General features: G+C 69.4%; 13 protein-coding genes and 1 pseudogene. 1 reads left to right on the top strand and 13 read right to left on the bottom strand.

What is annotated here, in order from left to right:
• Positions 1-64 precede the first annotated feature (64 nt).
• Positions 65-352, bottom strand: coding sequence for a hypothetical protein (locus ACZ51S_RS27140; RefSeq protein WP_468803448.1), 288 nt, complete (start codon positions 350-352; stop codon positions 65-67).
• Positions 353-485: 133 nt separating this feature from the next.
• On the opposite strand from ACZ51S_RS27140, the pseudogene ACZ51S_RS27145 reads away from it, so the two are divergent.
• Positions 486-685, top strand: a pseudogene (locus ACZ51S_RS27145) (helix-turn-helix domain-containing protein); the annotation flags it as partial.
• 126 nt (positions 686-811) lie between these two features.
• Here ACZ51S_RS27145 and ACZ51S_RS27150 read toward each other — a convergent pair.
• The 12 genes from ACZ51S_RS27150 to ACZ51S_RS27205 all read right to left on the bottom strand — a co-directional run bounded on the left by ACZ51S_RS27150 (position 812) and on the right by ACZ51S_RS27205 (position 13,421).
• Positions 812-1,594 (bottom strand): SDR family oxidoreductase, encoded by a 783-nt coding sequence (locus ACZ51S_RS27150; protein ID WP_468962217.1) that lies wholly within the window; start codon positions 1,592-1,594, stop codon positions 812-814.
• 80 nt (positions 1,595-1,674) lie between these two features.
• Positions 1,675-2,253, bottom strand: coding sequence for a TetR/AcrR family transcriptional regulator (locus ACZ51S_RS27155; protein ID WP_468478551.1), 579 nt, complete (start codon positions 2,251-2,253; stop codon positions 1,675-1,677).
• A 770-nt stretch (positions 2,254-3,023) separates the two neighbouring features.
• Positions 3,024-3,281 carry a hypothetical protein gene (locus tag ACZ51S_RS27160; RefSeq protein ID WP_468889470.1) on the bottom strand — a complete coding sequence of 86 codons (258 nt, stop codon included), beginning with the start codon at positions 3,279-3,281 and terminating at the stop codon, positions 3,024-3,026.
• Positions 3,282-3,649: 368 nt separating this feature from the next.
• The gene (locus tag ACZ51S_RS27165) at positions 3,650-4,042 is read right to left on the bottom strand and encodes a hypothetical protein (protein ID WP_468478553.1); all 393 of its coding nucleotides are present in this window, start codon (positions 4,040-4,042) and stop codon (positions 3,650-3,652) included.
• A gap of 228 nt (positions 4,043-4,270) precedes the next feature.
• Positions 4,271-5,086, bottom strand: coding sequence for an ABC transporter ATP-binding protein (locus ACZ51S_RS27170; protein WP_468478554.1), 816 nt, complete (start codon positions 5,084-5,086; stop codon positions 4,271-4,273).
• Entirely contained in the window at positions 5,086-6,114 is a 1,029-nt protein-coding gene (locus ACZ51S_RS27175) for a FecCD family ABC transporter permease (protein ID WP_468478597.1), read from the bottom strand. Before ACZ51S_RS27175 ends, ACZ51S_RS27170 begins: the two co-directional genes overlap by 1 nt.
• 83 nt (positions 6,115-6,197) lie before the next feature.
• A complete protein-coding gene (locus ACZ51S_RS27180; protein WP_468478555.1) occupies positions 6,198-7,205 on the bottom strand; it encodes an ABC transporter substrate-binding protein in 1,008 nt (335 codons plus the stop codon).
• 211 nt (positions 7,206-7,416) lie between these two features.
• Positions 7,417-8,400, bottom strand: coding sequence for a PLP-dependent cysteine synthase family protein (locus tag ACZ51S_RS27185; RefSeq protein WP_468478556.1), 984 nt, complete (start codon positions 8,398-8,400; stop codon positions 7,417-7,419).
• Positions 8,397-9,443 (bottom strand): histidinol-phosphate transaminase, encoded by a 1,047-nt coding sequence (gene hisC, locus ACZ51S_RS27190; protein ID WP_468962219.1) that lies wholly within the window; start codon positions 9,441-9,443, stop codon positions 8,397-8,399. Before hisC ends, ACZ51S_RS27185 begins: the two co-directional genes overlap by 4 nt.
• 92 nt (positions 9,444-9,535) lie before the next feature.
• Positions 9,536-10,999 (bottom strand): MATE family efflux transporter, encoded by a 1,464-nt coding sequence (locus ACZ51S_RS27195; protein ID WP_468962221.1) that lies wholly within the window; start codon positions 10,997-10,999, stop codon positions 9,536-9,538.
• Positions 10,996-11,976, bottom strand: coding sequence for an ornithine cyclodeaminase (locus ACZ51S_RS27200; RefSeq protein ID WP_468962223.1), 981 nt, complete (start codon positions 11,974-11,976; stop codon positions 10,996-10,998). The genes ACZ51S_RS27195 and ACZ51S_RS27200 overlap by 4 nt, the downstream gene beginning before the upstream one ends.
• A 50-nt stretch (positions 11,977-12,026) precedes the next feature.
• Complete coding sequence (locus ACZ51S_RS27205) at positions 12,027-13,421, bottom strand: alanine racemase (RefSeq protein ID WP_468962225.1); 1,395 nt, start codon at positions 13,419-13,421, stop codon at positions 12,027-12,029.
• Positions 13,422-14,027: the final 606 nt, after the last annotated feature.

Below are 14,027 nucleotides of genomic sequence, written 5' to 3' on the forward strand. Positions count from 1 at the left end.
TGCTGACACCGCTGCCCGCCACCAGAACCCGCCCCTGACGCAGGTCAGCGCCCGTCCTGACGTGTCAGGCGTCAACGCTCATGCCGATGTCGGTCCGGGCGTTGTACTCAGCGACCCACTCCACGACATCGCATCCCGCCGGGGGGAAACAGACGTCGGGCACGACCTGGAGCACCGCCAGGCTGACGCCGTGGTGAGCCCGGCGGACGTGCGCGCCGGCCGTCGCCATCGCCTGCGCGAGCAGCTGGTCCTCGAGGACCACCTCCCCCATCGCTCCGCACACCGTGCACCGGACGTACGTCACCGCCACAGAGGCCTTCATCCGGAACGGCAACCGCTCCTGCTTCTCCATGCCCAGCCCAGCGACCCAACCACACCGACGACTCCCCCAGCGCACGCATCGCTCCGCCCTGGCATGCAGGCGTGTGCACGAGCACGCGTGCACACATTTCTCGAGCGACCCCGCAGCGTCCGGCCGGATCGCCCTCGGGATGAGCCCGGGACGCTGGCTGGCAGCGCGTGTCCTGGGCCCAGCACCTGCTGGAGACCACGGACCTGAGTCGACGACATCGCGGGACGGTTCGGTTTCGCCACCGGCACGTCCTTGCGCGAACATCTACACTCCGCCATCGGCGTCTCACCCACGGCGTACCGCCACACTTCCAGAGGCGCCGCCGCTTCGGCGTGCGCAACCCAAACGCCAGGCACCCCGACGTGCTGGCCGCCCAGCGGCGCGAGCGTGCCCGCGTTCGCAGTGAGAAGGGCATTCGCCGGGGCGGACGTCTCCTGCCGCCCCAGCCCGGCAGCCGCCTCACACCGTCTTGATACCGCCGCCCTCGATGACGTAATCGGCGCCGGTCACGCTTGTCGCGCGGTCTGAGGAGAGAAACACGACGACGGCCGCGACCTCGTCGGCCTCGACCATGCGGCCAGTGGTCATGCCCATCATCGCGGGCACCCCGGTTACGAATTCGCGGTGCCCGACGCCGTTCGCCTGCGCGAGGCGGGCACCGAAGCCGTCGGCGTCTTCCCACATACCGGTACGCGTCGGGCCGGGAGAGACAGTGTTCACGCGTACACCCTGAGGGCCGAACTCCTCGGACAGCGCCTTGCCGAACGCGTTGAGACCCGCCTTCGCGGTGCCGTACTCGATCGGGCCCGTGCCCGGCAGGCGGGCACTCATCGACGAGATGTTCACCACCGAACCGCGGCGCTGCAAGATGCTCGGCATCAGCCGGCGGGTGACCCGGACCGTGCCGAACAGGTTGACCTCGAAGGCCTGCGCCCACAGGGCATCGTCGGTGTCGAGGAACCCGTTCAGGGTGAATGCGTCGCCGCCGCCAAGGTTGTTGACCAGGATGTCCACACCGCCGAGTTCCGCGAGGGCCTGTGCCCCCAACTCCTCGGCACCCTCCGGCGTGGTGAGGTCCACCGCTATGGGGTGGGCACCGGCCTCCTTCAGTTCGGCCGTGATCGTGCGGGCCGCACCGACCACGCGGACCCCCTCGGCGACGAGCTGCCGGGTGATCGCGAGGCCGACGCCTCGGCTGGCCCCGGTGACGACCGCGGTCTTACCAGCGAGATCGAGCTCCATGTCAGACTCCTCGAATGTATTTGAATTACAGGTACAAAACTAGGCCGCAAAAGAGGGCGACGCCCAGCGGCGGCGCCGGTCTACAGTGACGCCATCGCCGCGTCCACGACCCGCCTCAACTGCCCGGCGTCCTCAGCCGTCTTCGCCAGCACCCGCATGCCGATTACCGTTGCCAGCAGCCAGGCGGCCGTCGCCGCCGCGTCGCGGTCACCGGCGATCTCGCCGGCCCGCTGGCCTTCCTCGACGGTCGCCCGGAACGCGCTCTCCGTACGGGCAAACATCTTGCGCACCGTGTCAGCTGTCCCGGCATCCGAAGTGGCCAGCTCGGCGGCAGTGTTGACCGCCATGCAGCCGCGCCGGTCCGGGTCGCTCAAGTCGAGTTGAACCAGTGCCTCCAGTGCACCCCTCAGTCGATCCTTCGCTGAACCGGGGTGATCGAGAAGCGCCTCCAGCCACGCGGCCTGTGAATCGCGGTAGCGCGCAAGCGCCCGTTCGAACAAGGCATGCTTACTGCCGAAGGTGTTGTACAGACTGCCCTTGCCGATGCCGATCTCGTCCACGAGATCCTGCGGCGTCGTCGCCGCGTACCCCTTGCGCCAGAACACGCCCATCGCGCGCTCCACCGCCACGTCCGGATCGAACTGCTTCGGCCTGCCCATGACGCCACCGTAACACTGTTTTTGACCTTGAGGTCAAAAGAGCCCACCGCCGCCACTGGGTGCCGACCTGGTAAAGGCTGCCGGTCAGCACTAGGAGGGAGGGGCACAGCGCGCAGAGCCTGGCCGGCCATGCGGGCCGGCAGCTCGCCGGGCGGTGCCCTGCTGCCAGGCGCGGATGTCCGCCGGCCCGGTCTTCAGCCGCTCGCGTAGCCCCGCCTTGGCTTCACGGCCGCGGGCGGCGTCGCCCATACGGGCCGCGGACGAGGAGCGGCGGACTGATGCCGGGCACTCGGGCGCGGCCCGGCGGCGGGCGTCTTGGCTGGCGTGGCCTTCCCCCGAAGCGCGCGCCGGAGGAGATGCGGGCCGGCGGTCCGCCGGCTTCTCCAACCAGTGCGGCAGCCGCCCCCGCAGCTGGTCGCGCACGCCGGTGCCCGCGCGACCAGCGGGAGGTCTTCGCCGTACCAGTGGGCCGGGATTGGCCGTCAAACCGGGGCGTCTTGCTCAGGCTGCCTTTGGGCTTGCCGGCGATGACGCTGGGAGCAGCCGTTGTCGGAGGCCCCTGGGGTCGCACGCTGGCGGCCGGGCGCCGGGGACGGTGACCAGGGGGCCGCCGGTCAGGCCGGGCAAGCTGCTGTCCGGTGAGCTTGCCCAGGGGAGCCTTGGTCTTGGCAGCCATGCGCCCAGCCTGTTCCCGCCCCTCCCCACCGTCACCCGGTCGGCGCGCGACCGTGCTGGTCACGGCCACCAAGGAATGGCTGTGACGGGCGCGTTCAGAACAGCCCCCGGACGAGGTTGCCGGTCACGCGCTGGAGCACGGAGACCGCGGTCGTGTACTCCTCCTCCGTGATGTCGCCGAGGAGCTCCGCGCGCACCCGGTCCATGTGTTCCTTCGCCGTCACCAGGCCCTCGCGACCCTGCGCCGCGAGGATCAGCCGGCCGTCCGTGCCGATGCCGAGCCAGCCCCGGTGGACGAGGGCGTCGGAGGCGTGGACCATCACCTGGGCGCCCATGCCGTAGGGCACGGCCAAGGCGCGGACCTCCTCCCTGGTGAGGCCCTGCCCGGCCAGAACGATGTTGTTGAGCGCCCACCACTGGGGCTGGGCCCGGCACGGTCAGATACCGACATCGGAGCCAGCCGATCACGTCTATTCGCGGCCATCCGCCTCCGGGGCAGCGAACGAGACGACGGCCTCGGCGGTCCGCCTCGCGAGAGCACACCCCTCCGGTGGGCGGCGGGCGGGGGCGCACGGGCGGCCGGCTCAGGCCATGCCGTCCAGCGGCGCCGGGGTTCGCCGTCCACCCCCGCCCGGCTCGCCGCCGCAGAAGAACGCACCTGCGCCGACTACCAGGCCGAGCGGAGAGACGCTGGCAGGAGCTGAGCGAGGCGAATAAGCGCCTAGACAGAGGCGAGGAAGTCGATGGCACGTTCATCGAGTTCGGCCGCGCACCGCAGGCCACGGGTCCTGAACGCGGCGAGGCCTCCGCGCATGTCCCTGACGGCTTTGCGGGTGCGGACTGAACGCACGCCGTCCATGTGGTCCATCGCCTGGCCCCAGGTTGAGCATGCCTGCTCGATGCTGCCGCGCTTCAGTAGCATCTCCGCGCCGGCCACCAGGTCCAGGGCGACGATACGGGCGTAGGTCTCGGCGGGGCGGGTGGCGGCGGCGCGGGCGTATTCGTCGGCGGCCCTCGATGGTCCGAACCCCGGCGCCGAGCCGGGAAGCGAGGCAGATGATCGGACGCCGCGCCCTGGGCACCGGCCCTCGCCCCGCAACTCCCCCTGCACCATCCGCACCTGATCGCCGGGCCCGCCTCGCCGCCGAGACGGACGAAGTGCCACACCCGGCCGCCGAGGAGCCCGCCGCCGCCCCCCGCTCCCCCGGCCGCCGCCAGCTAGGCACAGGCCCGGACGCGGCCGAGCACTGAAATAGGCACCGTCCGCGATCACCCTCCTCCCGACCGCCGCGGCCGGCAGTCACGAAGTGCCGAAGCCGTTGCAGCCGTCAGCAGATGAGTTCTACCGGGCATCGACTGACACCGCCTTTCCGGCAACCGTCCGCGGGGCGGCGGCGGCCAGGTAGGTGATGCGGAGGGCGCCGGTGGTGTGTTCTCGGTCGACGAGCACGTTGACGCCGTAGACCGACTGGATCAGCTCCGGAGTCAGCACCGCCTCCGGGGCGCCCGCGGCGGCCACGTGCCCGTGCTCCATCACCACGATGTGATCGCAGTACCGGGCGGCGAGGTTGAGGTCGTGCAGGGCGACGACGCAGGTGACGTCCAGTGAAGCCAGCAGATCGAGAAGCTCGAGCTGGTGACGGATGTCGAGGTGATTGGTGGGTTCGTCCAACAGGATCTCCCGCGGCTCCTGAGCCAGGGCGCGGGCAAGTTGGGTGCGCTGCCTCTCCCCTCCGGAGAGGGTGTGCCAGCTGCGATGCTGCTTGCCGGTGAGGTCGGTGCGTTCCAGTGCCGCGTCGATGATCCGCCGGTCGTGCTCGGTCAGGGCGTCGAAGCGGCCACGGAAGGGGGTGCGGCCCAGTTCCACGACCTGGCGCACGTTGACGTGGTGGTGGGCGGCCACGTCCTGTTCGACGACGGCGAGCCGTCGGGCCAGCACCCGGCGGCCCAGGTCGTCCAAGCTGGTGTCGTCGTAGCGGACGGTTCCGGTGTCGGGGCGTCGCAGTCCGGCGAGCAGGCGCAGCAGGGTCGATTTGCCCGAGCCGTTGGGGCCGAGGAGGCCGACGGTCTTCCCGTCGTGGGCCGCCATCTCGATGTCGTCGAGCAGCCGGTGGCCTTTGACCGACCAGGAGAGGTGGGTGGCGGTGATGCGGCCCATCAGGACTCCAGACGCTTCAGGACCAGCGCGAAGGCGGGCGCACCGAGCAGTGCGGTGATGACGCCGGCGGGCAGCTCGTGGGGAGAGAACGCCGTCCGTGCGAACGCGTCGACCCAGATGAGGAAGGTGGCGCCGGTGATCGCGGACAGGGGAAGCAGGGTGCGGTGCGTCGGGCCGGCCAGGATACGGACGGCGTGCGGGATGAGGAGCCCGATGAATCCGATGGCGCCGGAGGCCGCCACGGCGGCCGCCGTGATGACCGAGGTCAGTACCATCAGCCAGATGCGGGCCGCGGTGACATTGATCCCCAGGGCGGCGGCGGAGTCCCACCCGAAGGTGAAGGCGTCGAGGGCGGGCGCGAAGAGCTGCACGGCGATTACCCCGGCCAGGATGATCACGACGGTGACGGTCACCCCCTCCCACCGGGCTCCCCCGAGGGTGCCGAGCAGCCAGTAGGTGAAGCCGCGGGTGGAGTTCGCGTCCCCGCTGACCATGAGGATGACGGAGGTGACCGCGGCGAAGAACTGGGATACGAGTACGCCGGTGAGGACCACGCGTGAGGGGCTGGCGACGCGCCCTCCGCCGAGCAGGGCCAGCAGCAGGCCGAAGGAGACCAGGCCACCGACGAAAGCGCCGGTCGACAGGGAAATGCTTCCGCCGATGCCCAGCAGGAGCACGGCGACCGCGCCGGTGGAGGCGCCGGAGGAGACTCCCAACAGGTAGGGGTCGGCCAGGGGGTTCCTGGTGACCGCTTGCAGGACCGCGCCCGAGACGGCCAGGGCCATGCCGACGGCGGCGGCCAGCAGCACCCGCGGGAAGCGTGACTCCCAGATCAGGGCGTCCAGCAGTGGCGGCAGCGGCGGGGTGGGGGCGAGGCCCCCCAGACCGGCATGGCGAAGGATGGTGGAGACGACATCCAGGGGATGGATGTCGGCACTCCCGAACAGCGACGCGGCGACGACCGATACCAGCAGGCCGGCCCCGGCCAGGAAGAAGAGCGCCACCGTCGAGGCGCGCCGCCGGCGCACCGGAACGGTTTCACGGCTGGTGATCGTGGTTCCGGTGGGCGCGGCGGTCTTGTGTGAACTCGTCGTCATGATGGTGTGCGGGGTCAGCCGAGCCGGTTGAGGCCGTCGACCAGCGCGGGCACCACAGAGGCGCTGCCGTAGCTGGGATCCATGTGCGAACCGGGGATGGATATGAACCGCTCGCCCTTCACCGCGCCGAGCTTGCTGGTAAGGGGGTCCTTCTTGAGCAGGTCGATCTTCTCCTTCGCGGTGTCGTTGGGCTCGCCCCGGGTCAGGTCGGCCAGGATGATGACGTCCGGGTTGCGGGCGGCGACCTCGTCCCAGCTCACCTCGGCCCACTTGGTCTTCGCGTCGGCGAAGATGTTCTGGACCCCGACGAGTTCGGAGATGTGCTGCGGCAGACCACCGGGGCCCGCCGCCCACGGAGTGCCCTCATAGGTGGAGTAGAACCACATCACCTTCAGCGGCCTGTCCCGCTTCTTGACGTCGCCCAAGGCCTTGTCCACCACAGCCTTCTGCTCGGCCGCCAGCTTCTCGCCGGCGGCGGGAACGCCCATGATCTTGCCCAGCCGGCGGTACTCCGCGTACAGCATGTCGAAGTTGGCGCCCGCCACGCTCTCGTGGGACGAGCAGTCGAACTCCGTCAGGTACGTCGGCACCCCCAGCTCGTGGAGCTGCTTGCGGTCGCCGGACTGCTCGGCGGTGAACATGCTGGCGAAGGAGCCGTAGACGAAGTCGGGCTGCGCTTGGAGGAGCTTCTCGTGCTTGATCTCCTGCCCGGGCGCCGAGAGCTGCGGAATCTTCTTGTACTGCTCGGCGATCACGGCCGGCGCCTTCTCGATCTCGTAGCCCGACCCGGCGATCCGGTCACCCACACCGAGGTGGATGAGGATCTCGGCGGCGGTCTGGTTGAGGGTGACGGCCTTCTTGGGCGCGGCCTTGTACGTCACATCGGTGCCGCAGTTCTTGAGGGTGAACGGGTAGGCCGTCGCTGCGGGCGCCCCCGTCGTCGTTGCCCGCTCACCGGTATCGGCAGCCGGGTCGGCTGTGCATCCCGTGACCGCGAGTACCCCCAGAGCCGCAATAGTCATGGTTATCGTTTTCATTTTCATGGCAGGAAGGTACCAGTTTCAGGTTGGGGTGTAGGGGCATTGGCAGCTCAGGTGGATCGCCTGGCGTGACCCGATGGAAGAACACTGCACGAGAGCGGCGTCCGCGGACGCGGACGCGCAGCGCCGCGTACGGCACGTCAGCGAATCCGGGCGGCTTCGCCGGGTGTTCAGAGCATTCGTGCGGCGGGCGCTATCGCAGCATCGCGGCCAGCCGGCGGACGACCTGCTCGTCGAACAGGCCGTTGGCCGCCATCCAGTCGTGGTTGAACACGGTGTCGAGGTACTTGTCCCCGCCGTCGCAGACCAGCACGACGATGGTGGTTCCCGGTCCGGAGCACTGCGCCTGCTCAAGGGCCTTGTAGACCACGCCGCCCGCCGAGCCGCCGATCAGGATGCCGAAGTTCCGGGCCAGGTAACGGCAGGTCTCGAAGGCTTCCGAGTCGCTGGCCTTGACCCCCTCGTCGAACAGCTCGTAGTCGACGACGCCGCCGATCTCCGACCCTTCGGGCGTACCGGTGCCGGACTGGTGGTACGGCGCGCCCTTGCCGCCGAAGACGACGGAGCCCACCGGCTCGACGCCGATGATCTTCAGGTCGGGGATGCGTTCACGCAGGACCCGGCCGGTGCCGCAGAGCGAACCACCGGTGCCGACGGCCCCGTACAGGTAGTCGATGTTGTCGCCGAGGTCGTCGTGGAGCTCGCGGGCGAGGGGCCCGTAGCCGTTGGGGTTGCCTTGATTGCGGTGTTGGGCGGTCCAGTACGCGCCCTGTTCGGCGGCAAGCCGCTCGGCGACGGTGTCGCGTTCGGCGGTGGCGAGGCCATCTTCGTCCCCGGCGACGTTGAGGATGTCGGCGCCGTAGGCGAGCATGCCGCGCAGCTTGTCGGTACTGGAGTGGTTGTCGACCACGGCGGTGAACTTGTATCCGCGTTCGGCGGCGATGAGCGCCAGGCCGAGTCCGGTGTTGCCGGAGGTGGACTCGACCAGCCACCCGCCGGGGGCGAGCAGTCCCGCAGCCTCTGCCTCGTCCACCATGTTCCTGGCCATGCGGATCTTGGCGGTGCCCGTGGGGTTGAACTGCTCCATCTTCAGCAGGACGGCTGCCGAACCGTCCGCAACCGACAGTTTCAGTAGGGGCGTCCGCCCGATCAGGTCGGATATCTTGGATTTGATCATGATATGTCCTTCGCGCAGATCTCCGTCAGACACCGCACGAAGACGTCGTTGTCCTCGGGGGTGGACAGTGAGGCTCGGATATAGGTTTCGTATCCCGGCTCGCGCCACGCCTTGACGATGATTCCGGCGCGGTGCAGCTCCTGGGCGACCCAGTCGGAGTGGCGGCCGGTGTCGATGAAGAGGAAGTTGGTGGAGGACGAAACCACGCTCAGCCCCGCGCCGCGCAGCCGGATGGTTACCCGGGTGATCTCCTCGGCGGTACGGCGCACGGTGTGCGCCAGATGCGCGGGGTCGCCCAGGGCGGCGATGGCGGCGTCCTGGGCCGGCTGGTTGACGTTGTACGGAGTGCGGACCCGGTCCAACGCCTGAATCAGGGCGGTGTCGGAGGCGATGCCGTACCCCACCCGTACACCCGCCAGGCCGTAGGCCTTGGAGAAGGTGCGCAACACGATCCACGGCCGGTCCAGCCCGCGCAGGGCCTCCAGCCCGTCGGGGTACTCAGGGTCGGTGCGGGCGAACTCGCCGTAGGCCTCGTCGAGCACCAGCAGGGCCGACTCCGGTGTGGCCTCGACGACCTGCGCCAGCTGGCCGGCGCTGAGCATCGCACCGGTGGGGTTGCACGGGTTGGCGAGGAAGACGAGCTTCGGGCCGGCGGCCAGCGCGTCACGCCAGGCTGCCGTGTCGAACCCGAAGCCGGCGGTGACAGGGACCTTCCGGACCCGGGCACCCATGACCCGGGGGAAGATCTCGTGCAGGCTAAATCCGGGTGCCTGCGTGATCACCAAGTCGCCGGCATCGAGTACGGCCTGGCACAGCAACTCCAGGATGTTCTCCGAGCCGTTGCCGAGCACGACGCGCTCGGCCGGCACGTCCAGGCTCTTCCCGATGGCCTCGGCCAGCCGCTTCCCCGTGGGGTCGGGGTAGCGGGACACTCCGCCTGCCAGGCCCAGTCGTACGGCTTCGGCGACCGCCGGAGAGATGTCGAACGGGCTTTCGTTGTTGGAGAGTTTGATGACGCGACGGGAGCCGCTGAGAGCGGCCACCTCATCCGGGTCTGCGCCGGGATCGTAGCTGGGCAGACCCGCCACCTCCCGACGTATCAAAGAGGCCGAAGTGGCCGGTGCGAGGGCAGGGTTCATGACGACTCCGGTTCCGGGGCGGGTGCGCCGGACGTCGCCCGGTGCAGCCGGTTGACGCGGCGCAGGAAGGCGGCCAGCAGGACGGCTGCGGTGGCCGCGAGGCCGATGGTCTGGCCGATCCAGACGCCCTCGACGCCCCAGCCGGCACTCACTCCGAGCAGGTAACCCGCGGGCAGGCCGATCAGCCAGTACCCGACGAGGGAGATCCGGAACGGCCCGGCGGTGTCACCGATGCCGCGCAGGATGCCGTTGCCGATGTTCTGCGTGGCGTCGAAAACCTGCATGAGGGCGGCGATCAGCAGTCCGGTCACGGTCAGCGCGGCGATGTCCGCGTTGCCGGCGTGCTCGGCCGAGACGAACAGGGCCACGATTGTGTCCGGAACCGCCAGGTACACGACGGCGACGAGCAGCGTCGCGATCACGCCCCAGGCCGTGCCGAGGAGTCCCATTCGGCGAGCCGTCAGGTAGTCATTGGCGCCGTCGGCCTCGCTGATGTGGATCGAGGCGGCGTGCGACAAGCCGGCGGAGATCATGAAGACGATGTAGACGATCTGGTTCAGCACGGTCTGCGCGGCCAGGGCCTCGACGCCCAGGGAGCCGATGACCAGGGTGAGCACACTGAAGAACCCGGCCTCCGACGCGTACGTTCCCGAGATCGGCAGGCCCAGGCGCCAGACGGACCGTACCGCGTCCCCGTTCCAGCGCCGCGCGCCGGGCGAGGTGAGGTACGGGCGCAGGACGCTGTCGCGGAGGAGTACCGCGACGAACGCCAGGAAGGACAGCAGGAACACGGTGAGGGTGGCGATCGCGACACCGACGAAGCCGAACGCGGGCAAACCGAACTCACCGTGGATCAGCGCGTAGTTCAGGCCGATGGTCAGGCCGACCGAGGCCAGGGTGATGGCCAGCAGGGGGCCGGGCCGCTTGAGGCCGGTGGTGAAGTGCCGCAGGTTCTGGAACCACAGGCAGGGCAGCATGCCCGGTGCCAGGACCATCAGGAACTCGCCGGCCTCGTCGACCACCGCCGGGTCCTGACCCAGGAGGACGAGCAGCGGACCGATCAGCAGCAGCGCCGCACAGAACACCACGCCGCACACGGTCGCCCAGAAGAATCCCGCGAACAGCAGCGCCCCGACGCGTTCGCGGTCGTCCCGCACCCGCGCCTCGGCGACCAGGTTGCTCACCCCGGTGACCAGGCCCGTGCCGGTGGTACGCAGCTGGTTGAACAGCGCGATGGCCAGACCGGCGGCGGCGATCTCCACTGCGCCGAGCCTGCCCAGCATGACGATGTCCACCGTGGTCAGCGCGACATAGGCGAAGTTGGTCAGGATCAGCGGGAGCGCGAGCTTGAGCAGCGTCCGCGAGTTCCCGGCCCACCAGCCGACACCGCCCCGTGCGGCATCGGAGGCGGCGGTGGTGCCGGCCGTGTCGGTGGTTCCGGTTGTTTCGGTACTGCTCACCAGAAGTTGACTTTCTCTCCGCGCCCGTCCGCCAGCGCGAGATCGGCTATGTACCGGCCCAGCGCGGCGTCCGTGACTGCCATGCCGCTGTTGTAGGCGAAGACGACGTCGTCCGGACGGCGGCGGGCGGGCGCCTGGCCGAGCAGGATGTCGGGCAGCTGGGCGTCGACCTGCGGCAGGGAGCCGTCCTCGCCCCGCAGGTCGTCGCAGGTGGCGTGCATCTGGGCGGTGTCGGTGGCGATCCGGTAGTCGGCGCCGTGGCACACGTCGGCGTGCACACCGTACCCAAGGAGTACGGCGACCGAGCCCGGCTTCATCCAGTCCCGTCGCACCTCCTCGGTGACAGACAGCCCTGCGGCGCCGATCACGATGTCTGCCTCACCAGCGGCCTCCCGGAGGTCCTTGACGATCTCGACCTCGCGGCCTTCGACGCTGTCCTGGACGGCGCGCAGACCCTCGGGGTAGGTGCCGAACACCTGCAGCCGCTCCAGCTCCGGCAGGGCCGCGACCAGCATCGGCAGTGCCGCCTGCGCCTGGACGCCGGTGCCGACGACCAGCGCGCTGCGCGCGTCGGAACAGGCCGCTCGGGCGAACAGCGCGGTGGTCGCCGAGGACCGCAGCGGTCCGAGCTTCACCACGTCCATCAACGCGATGGGAGCGCCGGTGGTGTCATCGACGAGGAAGACGAACGAGTGGAACCGGTAGCTGTCACGGGTGCGGCGCGGATCGAACTCGTAGACCGCCTTGAAGCAGACGGTGCCACTACCGGCGTCCCTTGCCACCATCGAATAGCTCAGGGAACGGTGCCCGGGATCGTCGATGATCGTTTTGACCGGGTTGTCCGAGCCGCCTTCGCGCAGCGCGCGGTAGGCCTGCTCGACGACCGCGATCACCTGTCGGCGGTCGAGGTCCAGCCCTTCTTGCTGGGACTGCGGCAACAGCCACAATCGCCCGGATGGGGCGTAGCTCTGGGACATGCGAGGCTTCTCCTTCATTGGCGGTCGCATCGGATTTGTTCGAGGTCGCATCAGATTCCGTCCAGTCGCCAGCTCGGCGGGGCCCCGCCCTCACCGAGTCGGACCACGGCCTTCAACGGCAGTGCGGCGCCATGGAACGGTGACTCGTTGGAGTCCATCTGGTAGCCGGCGGTGTTGAGGTAGACCAAGTGGTCACCGAGCCGTACGGGCCTGGGGAAGCCGATCTTCCGCCAGGTGACCATGTCGCTTTCGAGGCAGGTTGAGCCCGCGACACAGGCCGGGAAAAGCTCGTTCCCGGTGGGCTGGGCGGACAGCAGCAGCGGGTCGGGGAGGTAGTCGCTGTTGAACCACTGTTCGGAGAGGCTGAAGCTGCTGCCCGTGACGGTGACGATGGCGTACCCGTCGGTGTCCCGTCGGTCGTCGACCTGCTGTACCCGGTACATGGTGAATCCGGCCTGGTCCAGCACGGCCCGGCCGGGCTCGACGACGAACCGGACGCCGTTGCGGCCTGCCTTCGCCGCCAGGCTCTCGCCCCCGTCGACCGGGTGCGCCATGATCGCGCGCACGGCCTGGGCGGCGGACGGTCCCCCGTACGGATAGAAGTCCTTGAAGTCCTTGGCCGCGTGGTAGTGGGCTGGCCGGTTCTGTGCAAGGAAGGCGTCCCAGAGCCGCGGCTCGACATAGCCGACCGGCAATCCGCCGCCGATGTTCACCAGCTCGGCGGAGAGCAAGCCGCGCCGCCTGGCGTCGAGGCAGTGCTCGATCATCTCGTTCGCCGCCGTCGCGCGCTCCGCGACGGAGTAGCCGCTCAGGTGGAACGAGAATCCACGGAGACTGATGGTGTCGGCGAGTTCCGCGCACAGACCGACAGCGGCCTCACGCTCTGCGGCGGACATTCCGAAGCGACTTGTCTGCTGTCCGACTGTCCGGGACCTCAGCAGCACACTCGCCTGCCGTCCCGCGAGCCGCGCGGTCGCGGCAAGCCGGCGAAGTTCACTGATCGAGTCGGCGGCAACCAGGCAGCCGTGCTGCACGGCGAGGGCGTGCAGCGCGTCGTCCTTCTCCGGGCCGGAGATCCCGATCCGGTGTCCGGGAACCCCGCCGGCCAGGGCCTTGACCAGTTCAGGGGCGCTGGCCACGTCGATCCCGATACCGAGCGAAGCGGCCGACGTGACGTAGCAGTCGGCCTTGTTCGCTTTCTTGGCGAACAGGATGTCCGCCGTGGCACCCGCGTCGGCGAAGGCCTGGCGGAGTCTAACGACGTTCTCCGCGAAGACTTCCGGCAGCACGATGTGCAGCGGTGACCCCAGGCCGTCCAGAAGGTCGGCCAGCAGTACGCGGTGATCCGTCAGGAGCGTGGAGACCGTGGGATGCCGGAGTGCGGTGAGCGCGAACGGCCGGACTCCGGCCATCGGGCGCTCCAGCACCTGTTGTGAAGTAAGCACCCCGTATATCTATACGATTATGACACTCATTTTCAATACGAACTCATCGACAGGCTGGGCCGTGGGGTTCAAAAGGCGCGTATCGTCATAAACCGGATGGCGGTTCGATGGATCCGTCAAGCTGCGACGCGAGCGGTTGAAACAAACCAACGCTGGGGGACGCCGACGCTGCTGGTCTTCCACCAAGTCGGACCTTCGGCAGCATGTGTCATGGCTCATCGCGACCGTTGCACGGCCGGCGTCAGCGGGGGAACGCTCCATACGGCTCTCGGGTCGGCGGGCGGCTGCAGGTCGCCGTGCACCCCTACGAGGTCGGCGGGGACTGATGCCACGTGGTCCGTGCTGGCGTATCAGATTGGCACCGCTCTGTGGAGGGACCTGCCGGCGTGGCCAGTTGGGCTGGTGGCCGGGTATCCCGATGCGACGCGACGGCGCGGGCCATAAAGCCCGCGCTCTCCAGCATCTCCACGGGGCGGGGCCGACGGGTGCCCCGGCAACCGAGGTAGCGCCCGGTCCGGCGGCGCTGCGTCTCGCGCTGGACGACGCCGCCCGCAGCCTCCGTCGGATCGGCCTGGCCCTGGACGGCTCCCCCGCCCCTATCGGGGC

Source organism: Streptomyces sp. NPDC034043 (assembly GCF_055575675.1).

What these genes read in the sequence shown, in the direction of transcription:
- ACZ51S_RS27140 (WP_468803448.1), bottom strand. Translation starts at nt 352, where the DNA reads ATGGAGAAGCAGGAGCGGTTGCCGTTCCGGATGAAGGCCTCTGTGGCG.
- ACZ51S_RS27150 (WP_468962217.1), bottom strand. Translation starts at nt 1,594, where the DNA reads ATGGAGCTCGATCTCGCTGGTAAGACCGCGGTCGTCACCGGGGCCAGC.
- ACZ51S_RS27155 (WP_468478551.1), bottom strand. Translation starts at nt 2,253, where the DNA reads ATGGGCAGGCCGAAGCAGTTCGATCCGGACGTGGCGGTGGAGCGCGCG.
- ACZ51S_RS27165 (WP_468478553.1), bottom strand. Translation starts at nt 4,042, where the DNA reads ATGGTGCAGGGGGAGTTGCGGGGCGAGGGCCGGTGCCCAGGGCGCGGC.
- ACZ51S_RS27170 (WP_468478554.1), bottom strand. Translation starts at nt 5,086, where the DNA reads ATGGGCCGCATCACCGCCACCCACCTCTCCTGGTCGGTCAAAGGCCAC.
- ACZ51S_RS27180 (WP_468478555.1), bottom strand. Translation starts at nt 7,205, where the DNA reads ATGACTATTGCGGCTCTGGGGGTACTCGCGGTCACGGGATGCACAGCC.
- ACZ51S_RS27185 (WP_468478556.1), bottom strand. Translation starts at nt 8,400, where the DNA reads ATGATCAAATCCAAGATATCCGACCTGATCGGGCGGACGCCCCTACTG.
- ACZ51S_RS27200 (WP_468962223.1), bottom strand. Translation starts at nt 11,976, where the DNA reads ATGTCCCAGAGCTACGCCCCATCCGGGCGATTGTGGCTGTTGCCGCAG.